The sequence below is a fragment of the Pedobacter sp. Hv1 genome (assembly GCF_001412215.1).
Taxonomy (GTDB): Bacteria; Bacteroidota; Bacteroidia; order Sphingobacteriales; family Sphingobacteriaceae; genus Pedobacter.
Genome location: NZ_LLWP01000001.1, coordinates 225,670 through 242,936 on the forward strand (window position 1 = coordinate 225,670; position 17,267 = coordinate 242,936).

The window sequence follows — 17,267 nt, forward strand, 5'->3', positions numbered from 1 at the left end:
AATTTGGCAAATCGCCTACTGGTGAAGGTAGACTAAATTAACTACAAATTATTTTATTATTTACAGCGTGGATTAACCCCTAATACCCAATTGCTGATCAGCGCTAGATCTTTTGCATTTTGGGCACCTTTAAAACCATTGATATCGGCATAACTGACCTGCTTGATGTAAGCTTTTAAATAGTTTCTGGATAAGGGTACATAACTCCAATGCCATTTTTCTTCTTGATAACCACTAGTTCTATTGGCACAAAAAGGTTGTTGAAAGCCAAATTTTGGAGCATTGTTTAGTAACCAGTTATAGAGTTTTTTTCCAGCTGTGGTTTGATAGTAAGCAGGCTTCATGTTATTCAGATCAAGGTCTGTTCCCCAATGGTGCCTTGAAGTGCCCGGCATAGACCACCATCTCAATAGTTTCAATACCTTTTGCTGGGAATCTTTAATAGGAGCAAATTCACTTGCAAACCATTTGCTTTCCCATTTAGACCTTTGGTCGTTAAATGATCTGGTTCCTGAAATAATATTTAGATCAATGCCCGACTGAAAGGCTGCTGCCCTCATGCGCAGAAATGCTTGATAGGTTTCTTTTTTGAGGTAAACATTGCTCCTTGCAAATTGGGTTGGCACTTTAACAAATGAGGTGTCTTTGGTGTAATCATACTTCCCCATCAAAAAATCTTTGCTTTGGCTGTAAGCAGCATTACTGCAAAATTGAAAGGCTAAACATAGCCCAAATAGTGTGATCAGTTGAATTGTTTTCATTCTTGTTTGATTCAATAAACACAAACATAGAACATATTCTACAAATGTAGAATAATAAAACACTAAAAATTTAGTTGTAATTTAATAATCAATAAAAAATAGGCTTAAATAGCAGCTATAAAGGCTTAATTGGAGAAGTTAGCTTCTAATTTATATACCAATCCATCCATTGTTTGATGACCCCTACTCGCTGTTTCAAAAATTTCGGACCAAAAAACAGGCTAGACCAATCGTCAAAGTTCTCGTACTGGAAACCGAGGTAGAATATCCAAAAAGCAAAACCAAAATATGGAATGGCTTTTAGCTCTTCATCACTCAACGGCCTGATGGTTCTGTAGCTTTCTACAAATACAGCAAAGGCCCTATCTGCTTCTTGTTGTGTCATTTTACCATTCATCACTTCCATAAAATAATGGACATAGAATGAAGCAATATCGTTCACCAAATGCCCTTGCCCCGCAAAATCGAAATCAAAAAAAGTAAGTGCATTTGCACTTTCGAAATGAAAATTCTTTGGTAAAAAATCATAGTGACAATAGCCATAGCTAAACTTGGTGAGATCTAGCTGCTCCATTTCGGCCACTACTTTTGTTATGACTGTTGTGAGGTAAGCGTATTCTTCTTCCAAATCTTCAAATGCAGGTTTAAACACAGCCAATGGTTGCAACAATAGCGTATCAACGTTGTATGCTTTTCGAGGGTTTTTGAGTTCAATTGAGGAGCTGATCTGATGAACAAGAGCCATTTCCTTACCTAAGGTTTTAAGGTGCTCGTCAGTTAAGTCATGTACTACTTCTCCCTTGGCAAAAGTAAACAATACACCATACCTGGTTCCTTCGGCCGCATTAAACGATTGGATTTGAGCTCCATCTAGCGCTGTAATAGGATAAGAAACTTTTGCTCCCTTGGCATTTAGAATGGTCAGCAATTCTACTTCAGCCTCAATCTCCGCTAGTTTACGGTGGGCATCTCGATAAATTTTAAAGATGTATTTCTCCTGTTCACTTTCTAAGATATAGGTATCACTCACATTGTGGATGAGCAACCTACAATTAGTACCTTTTAAGCCATATTTTAGGGATAAAAAATCTTTTAAAGCAACAGAAGAAAGTGTAGAGTATTGAGTAGGAAAAATAGCCATAGCCATCAAATATAGTCAAAGACCAGAATTGAGTTAGGCAAAAGGTTATTTTAATTCAATAGCAATTAAGCAGGCTCTTCTGCTTTGAGTCTTTTGTCGACAATAAAAGGAGCAAATGGCAATAAAGAAGCTAAAAAGATCAGCACCGCTTTACCAAATTTCCATTTTGTTTCTTGCCAGGCCATTACCAAACAAGCTGCATACAGTACAAACAACAATCCATGAGCCCAACCGGTATATTTTACTGCCAATGGCATATCTGCCAAATATTTTAGCGGCATGGCAATAAACAATAATAAAAGATAGGAAATTCCTTCTGCAACGGCTACTTTTCTAAATAAGTTTAATGAGGTCATATGAGCTACTTTGTAACAAAAGTAAACAAAGCAATCTTTTATTATTGGGCTATCTTTCTTTTTTACAATCTACTAACTTAGCAGGATTTGTTAAAAATCGAAACTGTCTAAGTACTTATAACAAGAGCCCGTATTGAGCAAAAGGATCTTTTGCGAACTGTTAATCTGTCCATTTTTCAATAACAATTTTAGAGCTGCCAGTAACGCCGCACCTTCTGGTGCAACCAGCATTCCTTCTGTTGCTGCAATTTCTTTTACACAAGCGCTAATTTCTGTTTCTGAAATTGCCAAGGCTAGTCCATTAGATTGAGCCAGCACTTCTAACATCATCTTTTCGGCAAAAGGTTGTGGAACTGCTAAACCATTAGCTATACTTGGAGCCCCTTGGTAGGTAGTGCAATTTTCCTGTAGTCCATTAAAGGTATCAACCAATGGTCTGCAGTTTTCTGCTTGTACGGCAATCATTTTGGTAGGAATCTCTTTAACCCAACCCATTTGCTGCATTTCTTTAAAGGCTTTCCAAATTCCGATCAGCCCAGTGCCACCACCAGCAGGATAAAGAATTACGTCTGGTAGTTCCCAATTCAGTTGTTCAGCAATTTCATAACCCAACGTTTTTTTGCCTTCTAAGCGATAAGGCTCCTTCATGGTAGAAATATCAAAGTAGTTGTTGTCTTTTTTAATATTGGCCACTACATTGGCACAATCGTTAATTAAACCATCAACCAAAATCAGCTCAGCACCAAAGGCTTTGCATTCTTTTTTAAAGGCTTCTGGCGTATGTGTGGGCATCACTACGATGGATTTCATCCCTGCTTTTGCACAATAGGCACTTAGCGCCCCACCTGCATTACCAGCGGTAGGTACAATACATGCCTCAACCCCTAATTCCTTCGCTTTTGATACGGCCATGCTCAAACCTCTTGCTTTAAAAGAACCTGTAGGATTAAACGATTCGTCTTTGATCAACAGTTGGTCCAATCCTAAACGATCAGCCATTCGATCCATATTTAAGATTGGTGTGTAACCCTCGCCTAACGACACTCGATTGCTTGTGTGCAACAAAGGCAACAATTTAGCATAGCGCCACATTGATCTTTCCTTTTGGTCAATTACATTTTTAGAAATTAATGGGCTAAGTTGAAACTGAACTTCAATTGGCGACTTTCCGCATTGCGTACAGAAACTATTCAATTGATTTTTGTAATAAGGATGTCCGCAAGCATGGCAGCTTAACACATAATCAATGGTTATAGCTTTAGCGTCGATATTTAAAAATTCTGTGATCATACGGCTAAATTAATGCGATTAACATTATATAGCCAATACCGTTTTTGAATAACCTATAACAATAAGTTATAATGATTTTTAGCGAATTTGATAAAAGCTTTATTGATCCCACTGTTCTCTTCGCCAATTCGTTGGATAAAATAAAAGTGCCTATCTATGTTTAAACCTTCTATTTCCAATTGAACCAAGTCTCCCCTTTCCAATTCTTTTGCTACCGCTTTTAAAGGCAGAAAGCCCAAACTGTCATCGGCCAAAATAAAATTCTTTAAGGCCTCGGTGCCACCCAACCGCATACAGATGTTCAGGTCGGCGATCTTTAGTTCGTGAATGGCTAAGGCTTGCCCAATGGCAACAAGTGTACCTGAGCCTCTCTCTCTAAGTGAAATGGGGATTTCTTTAAGCTCAGCAATGGTATATTTAGATTTTGCTGTTAAATAACTCTTGGGTGCGCATACCGGAATTACTTTTTCGGTTAAGAAATATTGACTGTTTACATTGGCCATCTTCTCTTTACCTTCAATAATAGCCAAGTCAATTTCATGCTGGATCAAAGCTTCCATTACATTCTCTGAATTTCGATTGACCAAGCTGATCTTAACGGCTGTATTTTGTTTGCGAAATGCTGAAAGTACTGCAGGAATAACATAGAGCGCAATGGTAGTACTTGCCCCTAATTTCAGCTCGCCATTGAGCAGTTGTTGATTATGAATACTGCCAATTTCGAACTCAATCTGTTTGCTTAGTGAGCTGGCAGTTAATAAATGTTGTTGCAAAACGATACCTGCCTCAGTAAGCGACACTGCGCCTTTTTTGCGTTCAAAAAGTGGGGTTTTGTAATGCTCTTCTAAATTGTGAATATGTTTGCTAATGGCCGGCTGACTGATGAACAAGATTTCGCTTGCTTTGGTAAAGCTTAAATGTTTAGCAACTTCTATAAAAACAAGATGATTAAAAGACAGCATATCTTCAACATTTTCAACAACCTACTGTAAAAACTCAAAATCGTTTGGTCAACAATTTCTATTTCGAGAGCTTATTTAAGCTTTCTTTAATCCGCCATAAATACTTATTGCGGTAGTAAATATCTTTAATAGTTTTGAGTACTTCTTCTTGATCATTTCCATCACTGTGGTCGAAAGTTGTGGTAAGCACCTGTAACTCTTGATCTAATTCCTTCTCTATTTGGGTAGTCTGAACCTTCACTTCTGCAAGTTTGATCGGATCGGCATCAAACTCCATTTCCATCAAGGCTTCGTTCACATCCATCATTTCCATTAAAAAACTTTGGGGCAAACTGTAATTTTCTCCCTCTACCAGTTGTCCTTTTAGGGTTAAAATGTAAGGTAAACGTTTTTGCGGATCTTTTAAAACCTGAAATGCTTTGTTGTTAACAGTAGAAAGCTCTAATACCTCATTTTGTTTCTCCTCGCTCTGATTAATATAAAAGTCTGGATGAAACTTTTTACTCAATTCATAAAACTTCTGTTTTACCAATTGTTGGTCTGGATTAAAACTAAGGGGTAGCTCATAGAGCTCAAAGTAATTCATGTTGTTAACTATTTCACTGCAACAGGGTGAAGATTAAAATCTATTTACCGAATATCTTTAGGATATCGTTACCAAAAGCAAATACCATTAAGCTCAATAAGATGACAAAACCTACTACTTGGGCACGTTCCATAAATTTATCGCCCAATGGCTTACCCTTAATCATTTCGATAATTAAAAATACCACGTGTCCACCATCTAATGCTGGTATTGGCAATAAGTTCATAAAGGCCAGGGCCATTGAAATTAATCCTGTTAAGCGCCAAAAGTTTGCCCAATCAAATTCACTACCGTAAACTTTGGCAATACCGATAGGACTGCTGATGTTTCTGGCACTTACCTTACCGGTAATCATTTTCCAGATACCTTTTCCATTGTCGGCAAAGGTGGTCCATGCTTTAGTTGTACCTACAGAAAACGATTCGAAGAAACCATAATCAATATGTGTAGTTGGCAATTTACCCCTAGCAATGGCAATACCGATGGTACCTGCCTTACTTACTTTCGGCGTAAGTGTTAAAGGGTTGCCATTACGTAATACCTCTATATTAATCACTTTTCCTGGAAATTTCTCTACTTCGTTTGTAAAGTCATTTAAAAAGCGAACTGGTTTATTATTTACAGACAGTATACTATCTCCTGCTTTAATACCTGCCTCTAATGCTGGCGAGGCCTCTGGTGTTTCTGGCTTAGGACTTACAAAAAGCTCCTTGATCTTGGTAAAGATACTTTTTGACTTTTTTATTTTCGAATAGTCAGTTACATCGGTAATCTTTCCTGCAACAATACGAGGTGCTACAAATTCTTCAATACCATGTTTACTGATACTATTCAATACACTTTCAGGAACTTTTAGATCGATTGCTTTTCCATCACGAGAAATAGTCAATTTCGGACTTCCTAATAAAACTTTAGAGCTGATCAATTCTTCGAAACGAACCACTTTTTGACCATTAATGGCCACGATCTTATCTCCGTCCTTTAACCCAATTTCTTTACCAATAATACCAGGGGTTACTCCATTTGCCAATTGATTGTTTGTAATATAGGTTTCGCCATATTTAAAGGTAAGCATCCAGAAGATTACAATACCTACAACTACATTGACAATGATACCACCCAACATTACAATTAAGCGTTGCCAAGCTGGTTTAGATCTAAACTCCCAAGGTTCTGCAGGTAAGGCCATTTGTTCGGTATCCATAGATTCGTCTATCATACCCGAAATTTTCACGTATCCACCTAAAGGCAACCAACCTACACCGTATTCTGTATCACCTACTTTAAAACTAAAAAGTTTAAAGCCCCAAGCGTCAAAGAAAAGATAAAATTTTTCAACTTTTATTCCGAAGGCACGTGCGGCTAAAAAATGTCCTAATTCGTGTAAAATTACTAGTATCGATAATCCCAGCAAAAGCTGGCCCGCCATGATCAGTCCGTCCATATATGTGTATGTGTATTGTTCTTAGATTTATTAAAATTTAATTTGTTACGTGTTGACTTGCAAATATACGTGTCTGCTTGTCGGTTTCTAAATAATTATTCAGTGTAGGTTGTGCAATGAAATCCATCTGCTGCATACATTTTTCAATTACATCGCTCATTTGCAAAAAGCCTATTTTGTCTTTCAAAAATGCTTCAACCACTACCTCATTCGCTGCATTTAAGATACAAGGCATATTGCCTCCTTTTTCCATTGCTGTAAAGGCCAGCTCAAGGTTACGAAAACTTTTTGTATCTGCCTGCGTAAATGTTAATTCTGGATAGTTTAAAAAGTTAAATCTCTCAAAATTACTGCTGATTCGTTGTGGATAGGCCAAGGCATAGTGGATGGGTAATTTCATATCTGGCAAGCCCATCTGTGCTTTAATTGAACCATCTGTAAACTGTACCATAGAATGAATGATAGATTGTGGATGCACTACAACCTCAATCTGATTGGTCTCTAACCCGAACAGCCATTTGGCTTCAATGGCTTCTAGGCCTTTATTCATTAACGAAGCAGAATCAATAGTGATCTTTGCACCCATTACCCAGTTGGGATGTTTCAAGGCTTCATTTTTGGTCACATTGGCCAAGAAAGACAAGTCTTTTCCTCTAAATGGCCCCCCAGATGCTGTTAAAAAAATTTTCTCAATTGGATTGTTTTCTTCTCCTACCAAACATTGGAAGATGGCCGAATGCTCTGAGTCTACCGGGATAATTTTCACCCCATGTTTAGCCGCCAATTTCATTACCATTTCGCCAGCTACTACCAAAGTCTCTTTATTGGCTAAACCAATGTCTTTTTTAGCTTCAATAGCAGCAATAGTTGGTTTTAAGCCTACAGAACCCATAATTGCAGTCAATACCAATTGGGTCTGTGGCAGTTGCACCGCAGCAATCAAGGCATCCTCACCACTTAATACCAGGGTATTTGGCAATGCTTTTTTTACGGCTTGGTAATGCGCTTCAGCCGTAATCACCACCATTTCTGGTTTGAATTCCAATGCTTGTTGAATCAATAGCTCGGCATTGTTCTGCGCAGTTAAAGCATTAATTCGATATAGATTAGGGTTAGCACGCACTACTTCTAATGCTTGGGTTCCAACAGAACCTGTACTTCCTAATATGGATATATTCTTCAAATTATTTTTTCTCTCTTAATGGTTCGTGTCGACACGAACCATATTATATTACAACAATATACTGTGTTAAAACCTCTGCTATCTTCCTATCGTTACTTAATCTTGGTACTTTATTTTGTCCACCCAATTTACCTTCTGCACGCATGTAATTGACGAATGCATCTTTTTGTAATGGACGAATGATCAGTTGTTGCAAAATCTTACCCTCAATGAGGTCAAAATAGTAAATATTTTTCTTTTGCAAAGCCTTATCCACTTTTTCGCTAAAGACCTTCATATCTTTAGGAGCTGTACCAAACTCTACAAACCACTCATGGTAAGGCAGTTCATTAGCAGGTGCATTTACCTGTGGTGCTACAGTAAATTCTGTAATTTCTACCCCCTCTTCATTAGCTACCGATAAAATGGCATGTTCTACCTCTTCGCCAATTACATGTTCGCCAAATGCAGAAATAAAATGCTTGATCCGACCTGTTACCAAAATCTTGTAAGGATTTTTAGACACAAACTTAATGGTATCGCCAATGCTATAACCCCACAAACCTGCATTTGTATTTAAAATCAATGCATAATTTTTTTCTAGCTCTACCTCTGCCAAACTTAAACGTGTAGGGTTTTCGTTATAGTACTCATCGGCGGGAATAAATTCATAAAAAATTCCAGCTTTTGTAAGCAATAACAGACTTTTATCTTCTTGGCTATCCTGATAAGCGATAAAACCTTCAGATGCCGGATAGGTTTCAATCGTATCGATCTTTCTGCCAATACTGGCTTCTATTTTGGCTCTATAAGGCTCATAATTTACGCCTCCGTATACAAAAAGGCTAAAATTTTTAAAGATGTTCTTGATTTTTTTGCCATCTGTTTTTTCGCTCAACTTGTCAAAATACATTTGTACCCAAGGTGGAATTCCTGAGATCAAAGTCATGTCTTCGTTTAACGTTTCGGCAACAATAGCTTCTACTTTTTCTTCCCAATCTTCAATGCAGTTGGTGGCATAAGATGGCAGCCTATTCTTTTGTAGGTAAGCAGGTACCAAGTGTGCTACAATACCCGACAAACGACCTACATTAATCCCATTCTTTTTGGTTAACACTGGGCTCCCCTGTAAAAAGATCATTTTGCCATTTACAAAATCGGTTTTACCAGTTTCGTTAATATAGGTTAACAGGGCATTACGAGCAGCTTTGATATGCTCTGGCATCGATTCTTTTGAAATAGGGATATATTTAACACCAGATGTTGTGCCCGATGTTTTGGCAAAATAAGCAGGTTTACCTTTCCATAAAATATCTTTTTCTCCGGCAACTACCCTATCTATATAAGGTCGCAGGGCCTCATAATCTCTGATCGGAACATTGGCTTTAAAGTCTTCGTAATTTTTGATGGAAGAGAAATGATGGTCTTTACCAAATAAAGTACCAGCAGCAGACTTTATCAGCAACTGCAAGGTTTGATCTTGTGCTTTTAAAGAATGTTCTTTCCACTTGCGAATGCCTTTTACCACCCATGCAGCAAATGGCTTACTTAGTGCCGCTTTTAATCCCATTTTTCAGTTTACAGTTATTAGTTACCAGTTGTTAGTGAAGCCCATTAAACGATATTGTGGATAATATCTGGATGCTCGTCTCCCTTATATTCGCTCATGATCTTTCTGTAGGCTACTGCAAAAAAAGCAGTGGTAAAAGGCACAATTACGAACGAACTAAAAACAACAACAATTAAGGAAACATATTGATTGATATCATAGTCAAAAAAGTAATTGACCAAACGGAAACCTGTTAATACCACTACGTAAAAGAAGCCAAAAACTACGGCCTGAACTAACACTAAACCTACAAGAATAAACAATAGCTTAATAAAATTGCCTTTTGTAGTGGCTAAACTTAGTTTAATGGATTCAAACGGCTTACAATGTTTATCGATAATGAAAAATGGAAAAAACACGATCCTTATAAATGTAAAGAAGATACTCAACATGGCAATGGCTACCGCAATGTTAACGATTACTTTTCCGGCTTGTGTAAAGTTGTCAATTAACCCCTGACTTACTGCAAATTTTAAGATCAGATCTAAAATATACAATACAGGCATCAATAAAATACCTACTAAAAAGATACTTAACCCAAAATAAACAGTACCGATTAAAAAGCGAATAATTTCTTTTCTGGTAGGTAAGGTTTCTATAATGGTAATGTCTTCTTCACCTTCGTGATCGAGGAGCTTAAAAATATACTTGATTAAACAGAGCTCAACAATACAATAGCTCATTACAAAAATCAACAGCATTACTATCCTGATCCCAACATTTAATTCGCCCATAAAAAAAGCCATAAAAGTGGAGGTAGATGCCGTGATAAAAATCAAGAAACATAAAGTCGCAAGAGAGAAGTAATTGTCGCGTGTTACTTTCCAGGCCTGCATAATTACGTCTTTTACGGCGAACGTACTTTCTTTTAAATAATCTATCATGATTGTTTAAATATTACTCTTTTAAATAAATCTTGTATAAAACCCAGCCCATAAGCAGTAAGTTGAATAAAAGATGCAATGACACTCAAAAATGCAATTTTAATTGACTTGTTGACCTGCCAAGCGTGAAAAAATATCAACAAAAAATAGAGGCCAACTATGAAATTACAGATATAGGCCAAGGGCCAGTAAAAGATGTTAAACAATACGGTTAACATCATTCCAATGGTAGCAACTGCTGGAAAAAAGTGGATCAATTTCAGCTCTTTCGGAAAATGTTTGTAAATATTGATACGTGCCCTTCCAAAAAAGTGCAATTGTTTATAAAACTGCGAAAAGCTGGTCCTTCTTTTATGGTAAACTTTGGCCGCTGGGATCAATCCTATTTTAAATCCATTTTCGTGAATACGAATACTGTATTCAATATCCTCTCCTAAACGTGTTAAAATAAAACCACCTACTTTTTCCCAAACTTCTCTTGAAACCCCCATGTTAAAACTACGGGGATGGAACTGACCTACGTGTTTTTTATTGCCCCTAATTCCGCCAGTAGTAAAGGGCGAAGTCATGGCATAGCTGATGGCTTTTTGAACTGGCGTAAAGGTTTCGTGTGCAGCATCTGGACCTCCATAAGCATCTAATTGATGTTCAAAAAGATAGGCCGACACTATTTCCAGATAGTCTTCTGGAATTAGGCAATCCGAATCGAAAATAACAAAGTAATCTCCTTTTGCTCTTTCAAAACCAAAATTACGGGTAAAACCCTGACCTTCGTTCGGTTTAAAAAAATACTTTACATCTAGCCTATTTGCATAAGAGGCAACAATTTCTTTGGCATCGTTTACAGAACCATCTTCAATTACCAACACTTCAAACTGTGTATAAGTCTGCTTGGTTAAAGTAGTTAAAAGCTCATCAATTTCTTGAGGGCGATTGTAAAGTGGGATGATGATGGAGAAAAACATGTTTGAAGGCTGAAGGTGTGAGGCAAAAGGTATAAGGTGTAAGGCGCTATAACCTTACGCCCTAAACCTTATACCTTAAAGCTCTTTTTCTATTAAATACTGATTTCTTTCTGGTGCGTTGCGGGTAACTAATTCTGCCACAAAACCTGTTAAAAACATTTGTGAACCTACGATGATTGCTACTAATGAAATATAGAATAAGGGTTGATCTGTAATTTCTCTTTTGTAGGGAATATGAGCAGCAATGTGATACAGCTTCACTGCAATCATCCAAACTGCCATAATTGTTCCAATCAAGAAGCTCAATACCCCTAAAGAACCAAAAAAGTGCATTGGCCTTTTGCCAAATTTACCTACAAAGAAAATAGAAAGTAAATCTAAAAAGCCATTGATAAATCTGCTAAAACCGAATTTAGTTGTTCCGTATTTTCTGGCTCTATGCTCTACAACCTGCTCTCCAATTTTACTAAAACCTGCCCATTTGGCAATTACAGGAATATAACGATGCATTTCGCCATATACCTCTATGGTTTTAACTACATCTTTACGGTATGCTTTTAATCCACAATTGAAATCGTTTAATTGAATACCACTCATTTTACGGGTAGCCGCATTGAATAGTTTTGTAGGAATGGTTTTTGTAATGGGATCGTATCGTTTCTTTTTCCAACCAGAAATGATATCGTATTTTTCTTCTTTAATTCGTCTGTACAATTCTGGAATTTCGTCTGGGCTATCTTGCAGATCGGCATCCATTGTAATAATTACTTCACCTTGTGCAGCTTCGAAAGCTACATTTAATGCTGCAGATTTACCATAGTTCCTTCTAAACTTGATCGCTTTGATGCTGCCATAAGTTTCTTTTAAAGCCGTAAGTACTGCCCATGAGGTATCGGTACTTCCATCGTCAACAAATACAGCCTCATAAGAAAAATTGTTCTCCACCATCACTTTGTCTATCCAGGCAATTAATTCTGGCAGCGATTCTTCTTCGTTATATAAAGGTACTACAACTGATATATCCATTTTTTAGTCTTATCGTCTTTGCGAGGAGAAACGACGAAGCAATCTTTTCAATCAGATTGCCGCACACTTGGCGTTACCCTGCCCTTCGTTCGCAATGACGTATTATTAGAAACGTGCAAATTTCATCAAATTATATGATAAAACCTGCACGTTGATAAATTTATATTCAAAGGCTGGTTAAGCCTCAATTTTTGCTTCTTCTGGCTCTTGCCAAGGATTAGGGTTACTTTTCTTAAAGATCAATGCAAATATCAGCGCTCCGATAAAGTAAAATATAGCTGCAATACCAAAACCAACAACTGCTTGGCTAAATGTTGGGGTAAATTGTTTATCCAAACTTTCAGTAGCTGATTCCAATGCTTTAGCCATATCAGCTTCGGCCATACCCATCGATTTGTACATCGATTCCATCTTTTCCATTGAAAGCTCTTTCATTTTTACCGGATAGGTAGGATCAACAAACTTTCCAAATAAGTTCGTGCATATATACACAATAGCCATTGCTGTTAAAAACATAGCAAAAATAGGCCAAAGTGCTTCTCCAAAGCTCCAATAACCGCCTGCTTTTTTCCTTAGGTCAATACAGAAAAATACAGCCAAGGCGATACCTATTATAGCTGTTATTGCTACATATACATAAGAACTCATTAAACTTGGCATCAGGTACCATGTTACCAAGAAAATAACCAGGTTAATCACACCCCAAATAGCACCGTTTTTTAGGGCTTCGGTCTTTAAATTCACTTTTGTAGTTGTTGTTTCCATTTTAGTTTGATTTTGGTTTATCTATTTTTATTGAAGTTAGTAATTAAAGTATAGACTGCAACATCAAAGCTTTTGTTACTGCTAAATTTAATTAGTTCTTGTTGTGTAGCCTCGCTGGTATTTGGCTGCAGGAAGAAACTCATGAAAGGCACAAAAAGATCTTCCATCTCTTCACTCAAATCTAATAGATTGGCATTGTTACAGATATCTTCTACACTACTTTCTGCTAATTGTTGATTACTAATCAGATCTTCGTAAATATGGAATTCGTCTTGAAACTCATCTTCCTCAACCAATAAAAACTCTTTTAAGAAATCTTCTAGACCCGGTTTGATTTCTTCGTCATGGCATTCGTTGATATACAGCAACAGATTCAACAATTCTGTTCCCCGTTCAATGGTTTCTTCTTCAATGTTTTCCCATTCTCTTGACTCTAGGTAATCTTCTTCCAGTTTATTCACATCGCTGGTAAAGAAATTGATCATCAATAAATCGAAATATACCTCCCTCAATTCTTCAAATTTAGGGTGTTCATCAAAAACCTCATCAAACTCGGCTACCTTCTCTAAAAAGTTCATGTCTTTTCCAAAAACTTCCACTAATCTTTGCTCAATGGCTATCGAGTCTATTTCATTTGCAGCAGCAAATTGATCTAACGATGCAATTAATGCCTGTTCTACACTACTATTCATAAGTTTGATATTGTTTATTGTTATATACCAATTGCACTTTGCCTTTTAAGGTTTTACCCAATAAAGGCGAGTTACTTGATTTAGATAAATTAGTTGATGCATTATAGGCCCATTCCTGACCTGGATGATAAATTGTAAAATTTGCAGTTGCGCCATTTTCAATAACAGGAACAGGCAACTGAAGTAACTTTCTAGGATTAATGGCCAATTTCTCAGCAATTAAGCTTGCATCTAAACCAGCTTGCAGCAATAAAGGCAAAACGGTTTGTAGCGCAATAATGCCATAAGCCGCAATTTCAAACTCCACATCTTTAAATTCAATTTCATGTGGACGGTGTTGTGATGAAATTGCATCAATTGTACCATCTTTTAAGCCAGCAATTAAAGCTTTGTTATCAGCCTTGCTTCTTAATGGTGGTTTAACTTTGTAATTGCTATCAAAATCATTTAACAGTTCTTCGGTAAAGATCAGTTGGTGTGCAGCAACATCGCAAGTTACTTTTACCCCATCTTTTTTTGCTTTTTTTATCAGCGCAACCGACCCTGCGGTAGAGATGTTACTGATATGGATTGGTGCATTGTGGTAAGTTGCCAAAAATATATCTCTAGAAATCTGCATTTCTTCTGCTAAAGCAGGAATTCCCTTCATGCCTAACAAAACATTGTTTTTGCTTTCGTTTACCTGTGCCTTACCTGCAATGGCTTTATTTTCTGGGTATACCATTAAGAGTGCACCAAAACCTAGGCCATATTGTAAGGCACGGCTCATGAACCCATCGTCGCTAATGGCTTTACTGCCATCAGAAAAAGCAACCGCTCCAGCATTTTTCATATCGAACAGCTCTGCCATTTCTTTTCCTTCTAAATCGTGGCTAATGGCGCCTATCGGATACACATCAACCAAATTGCCCTTTGCTCGGTTCAGGATATATTCAACTTCGCCTTTAGATTGCACTACGGGTTTGGTATTGGGTAATACGGCCAATCCGGTAAAGCCACCAGCCCTAGCAGCAGCAGTTCCCGTTTGGATATCTTCTTTGGTTTCCAGACCAGGATCACCAATCGTACAATTTAGATCGAAAAACCCAGGAGAAAGTACAGCACCTTTACCTTCAAAAACAGTTTCGCCTTTTTGTGGGCTCAATTGATCTGAAATGGCTGTAATTTTTCCTTGTTCAACACGAAGGTCGCATGTTTTTTGATTAAACTCGCTGTTAGGATCAGCAATGGTAATTCCCTTAACTAAGAGGTTCATGAATTTTTATGTTTTTTGGATATGATAAAATCGGACCAATACTATTTCAATCGCTATAAAAACTAGGCTCAAAATTAGGCAAAGTTTCCATAACTCGGTTCCATTATTTTTGGCAGAAACGGCAGCAGCAATACTATCAGACTTAGGGTCTAAAAATGCAATCTCCTGTTTACCAAATAGTTTTTGTAAATCTGTTTGTGCCGTATAATGCATATCAGATTCTGTTCTATTGTCGTTAAAGGCCACTACAGCCAATGTGGTATCTGCTCGCTTCACCTCGTAAAAACCAGCTCTTTTAACCTGATCGGCAACGTACAATAAGGTTTTGCCATTGGTTTGTCGCAATTCTGGGATTACTTCAAACTGATCAGCCACTAATTTTAAAGATTGGTTGGCTCCAAGATTGATCTTTTGGCTCTCCAACACATTATCTTTCATTGCGGTATAATAAATAGGTTGCTCTTTGGCACTTGCAAAGGCAATTTTATACATTAAGGGTACAAAAACTGGATGTTTTGCAAAGTTACTGTCTTCGTTCTCTAAATCTGTTGCAGCCAAATAAAGCTGTCCGTTGCCCAATAGGTAACGGGCAAAGAATAATTTGTTGGCTGGCAATTGTAACAAGTCTTCCTTATTGCTGCTGTTACTTTCGGCAAAACCAAAATACCTGTTTACTTGAGGCAGGTCTAAATTTTGAGGTAGGGTTTCAAATACATCCTTAAACAAGGGATGTTTCAACTCTATGGCACTTACCTTAGCGGGCACTTTATTTAAAACACTTACTGCCGGGAGATTTAAAGCCGCTAAAAATTCTGAATAAGCTTTGATATCAGCATCCAAGTCTGGAAAAATAACAACAGCACCGCCATTACTCACATAAGCCTTCAGCTCTTGTGCCAAACCGCTTGATGGATTAGCCAAACCATTTAAAACAATTAAGCTATAAGCCGAAAGTGCCGAATAGTTGATGTTCGCCTCTGGCATTTCCGTCAGTTTAAAATAGGGATCTGCACCAAATAGCGCTCTGATGTATTTGCCTTCTTGTTTGCCATTAATGCTGAGCACTTTTTGTTCGGCATTTACTTTAAAACTAAAATTAAGCTGATCATCAAAAGTTAAAGGAAAATCTTTAATGCTGATGGTTCCCTTTTGCCAACCTAAGGTTAAGCCACTATATGAAAGCGTATCGATGGTCGTTTTACCTGCAGAAACATTTAAACTGCTAATTGCCTTTTGTTGTGCATTGATATTGAGTTTTACAGCAATATTTTTTGCATCTTCATCTCCATAATTGCGCAGCTGTACCACCAATTTCTCTGTAGCATTGGCCTGATGCACTGGCGACAATAACCATACACTGTCTACCGCTACATTTGGCAGCTCATTTGCATTTAGTTTCACTAAAGATACATTGGTATTCCCATCTGTTTTAATCGGCTGATTACCTGCAAAACCATTTTGAAAATCTGAGATCACATAGATAAAACGATTGCTAGCTCCGGTAAAAACACTTTGCTGCCTATTGATTACCTGTTGCAATTGGCGACTGGCAGAAGAAATCTTAATTTCGTCTACAGCTTGCAACAATTCGTCTCCATTTAACAAACGCTGGTGTTTGCCTTCAAAATCATTGGTCAATAACTGAAACCGATCATTGATTTGAAAAGCTTTTACAATTTCTTTCGCTTTGCGTTTAGCTTCATCGAGTAAACTTCCTTCTTTATTTACAGCTTCCATGCTGTAAGAATTGTCTATATAAATACTAATGGTACTACCCTTGCTTTGATCTATCTTACTGCCCGAGGGTAAAAACGGACGGGCAAAAGCCAACACCAAAAACACAATGGCCAATATTCTACAAAAAAGGATCAATAAATTTTTAAGTTTTTCTCTTGAAGAATTTTGCTCTTTAACCTCTTTTAAGAAGGCTACATTGCTGAAATAGACTTTTTTAAATTTCCGGAAATTGAATAAATGGATGATGACCGGGATAGCGACCGTTAAAAGTGCGAAAAGAAAGCCCGGATAAAGGAAATTCATTAAAAACCAAAGATAGAAAAATTATGGAAAATAGCGAATTGGTAAATGAAAACTTACTTAATACCTGTTTTTATTAAACCCACCAAGTGATGGTGTCCTCGCCATCAATAATTGACAAGGTCATTTCAAAGCTATCACAAAGCCCTTTAAAACCAGCCTACTGATAGTGTCCTCGCCATCACCAATTGACAAGACCACTTCAAGGCTGTGACAAAGTCTTTTAAAATCTGCTGAGTGATGGCGTCCTCGCCATCACCAATTGGCAAGGCCATTTCAAAACCATTTTAAATCGTAATTCATTTGACATGAACACAATACAACATTTAAAA

At 37.4% G+C, this 17,267-nt stretch carries 16 protein-coding genes; all 16 read right to left on the reverse strand.

Annotated elements, in window-relative coordinates; genetic code table 11:
• Positions 1-56: 56 nt before the first annotated feature.
• Positions 57-761 (reverse strand): M15 family metallopeptidase, encoded by a 705-nt coding sequence (locus AQF98_RS01120; RefSeq protein ID WP_055130075.1) that lies wholly within the window; start codon positions 759-761, stop codon positions 57-59.
• 145 nt (positions 762-906) lie between these two features.
• Positions 907-1,902, reverse strand: a complete 996-nt coding sequence (locus AQF98_RS01125; protein ID WP_161805837.1) for a phosphotransferase enzyme family protein — start codon at positions 1,900-1,902, stop codon at positions 907-909.
• A gap of 65 nt (positions 1,903-1,967) precedes the next feature.
• Complete coding sequence (locus tag AQF98_RS01130; protein WP_055130077.1) at positions 1,968-2,258, reverse strand: DUF3817 domain-containing protein; 291 nt, start codon at positions 2,256-2,258, stop codon at positions 1,968-1,970.
• Between the two features lie 90 nt (positions 2,259-2,348).
• Entirely contained in the window at positions 2,349-3,548 is a 1,200-nt protein-coding gene (locus AQF98_RS01135; protein ID WP_082434865.1) for a threonine synthase, read from the reverse strand.
• 53 nt (positions 3,549-3,601) lie between these two features.
• Positions 3,602-4,510 carry a LysR family transcriptional regulator gene (locus AQF98_RS01140; protein WP_055130078.1) on the reverse strand — a complete coding sequence of 303 codons (909 nt, stop codon included), beginning with the start codon at positions 4,508-4,510 and terminating at the stop codon, positions 3,602-3,604.
• Positions 4,511-4,568: 58 nt separating this feature from the next.
• Positions 4,569-5,096, reverse strand: coding sequence for a Fe-S protein assembly co-chaperone HscB (gene hscB, locus AQF98_RS01145; protein ID WP_055130079.1), 528 nt, complete (start codon positions 5,094-5,096; stop codon positions 4,569-4,571).
• A gap of 40 nt (positions 5,097-5,136) precedes the next feature.
• Entirely contained in the window at positions 5,137-6,540 is a 1,404-nt protein-coding gene (gene rseP / locus AQF98_RS01150) for an RIP metalloprotease RseP (protein ID WP_055130080.1), read from the reverse strand.
• 37 nt (positions 6,541-6,577) lie between these two features.
• Entirely contained in the window at positions 6,578-7,723 is a 1,146-nt protein-coding gene (locus AQF98_RS01155) for a 1-deoxy-D-xylulose-5-phosphate reductoisomerase (RefSeq protein ID WP_055130081.1), read from the reverse strand.
• Positions 7,724-7,766: 43 nt separating this feature from the next.
• A complete protein-coding gene (locus tag AQF98_RS01160; protein WP_055130082.1) occupies positions 7,767-9,272 on the reverse strand; it encodes a GH3 auxin-responsive promoter family protein in 1,506 nt (501 codons plus the stop codon).
• Positions 9,273-9,316: 44 nt separating this feature from the next.
• Positions 9,317-10,195 (reverse strand): hypothetical protein, encoded by an 879-nt coding sequence (locus AQF98_RS01165; protein WP_055130083.1) that lies wholly within the window; start codon positions 10,193-10,195, stop codon positions 9,317-9,319.
• The gene (locus AQF98_RS01170; RefSeq protein WP_055130084.1) at positions 10,192-11,160 is read right to left on the reverse strand and encodes a glycosyltransferase family 2 protein; all 969 of its coding nucleotides are present in this window, start codon (positions 11,158-11,160) and stop codon (positions 10,192-10,194) included. The genes AQF98_RS01165 and AQF98_RS01170 overlap by 4 nt, the downstream gene beginning before the upstream one ends.
• Positions 11,161-11,235: 75 nt before the next feature.
• Entirely contained in the window at positions 11,236-12,186 is a 951-nt protein-coding gene (locus tag AQF98_RS01175; RefSeq protein WP_055130085.1) for a glycosyltransferase family 2 protein, read from the reverse strand.
• Between the two features lie 177 nt (positions 12,187-12,363).
• Complete coding sequence (locus tag AQF98_RS01180; RefSeq protein WP_055130086.1) at positions 12,364-12,951, reverse strand: DUF4199 domain-containing protein; 588 nt, start codon at positions 12,949-12,951, stop codon at positions 12,364-12,366.
• A gap of 17 nt (positions 12,952-12,968) precedes the next feature.
• Positions 12,969-13,643, reverse strand: a complete 675-nt coding sequence (locus tag AQF98_RS01185) for a hypothetical protein (protein WP_055130087.1) — start codon at positions 13,641-13,643, stop codon at positions 12,969-12,971.
• The gene (locus tag AQF98_RS01190) at positions 13,636-14,898 is read right to left on the reverse strand and encodes a dihydroorotase family protein (protein ID WP_055130088.1); all 1,263 of its coding nucleotides are present in this window, start codon (positions 14,896-14,898) and stop codon (positions 13,636-13,638) included. The genes AQF98_RS01185 and AQF98_RS01190 overlap by 8 nt, the downstream gene beginning before the upstream one ends.
• Positions 14,899-14,904: 6 nt before the next feature.
• Positions 14,905-16,938, reverse strand: coding sequence for a VWA domain-containing protein (locus tag AQF98_RS01195; RefSeq protein WP_055130089.1), 2,034 nt, complete (start codon positions 16,936-16,938; stop codon positions 14,905-14,907).
• Positions 16,939-17,267 lie beyond the last annotated feature (329 nt).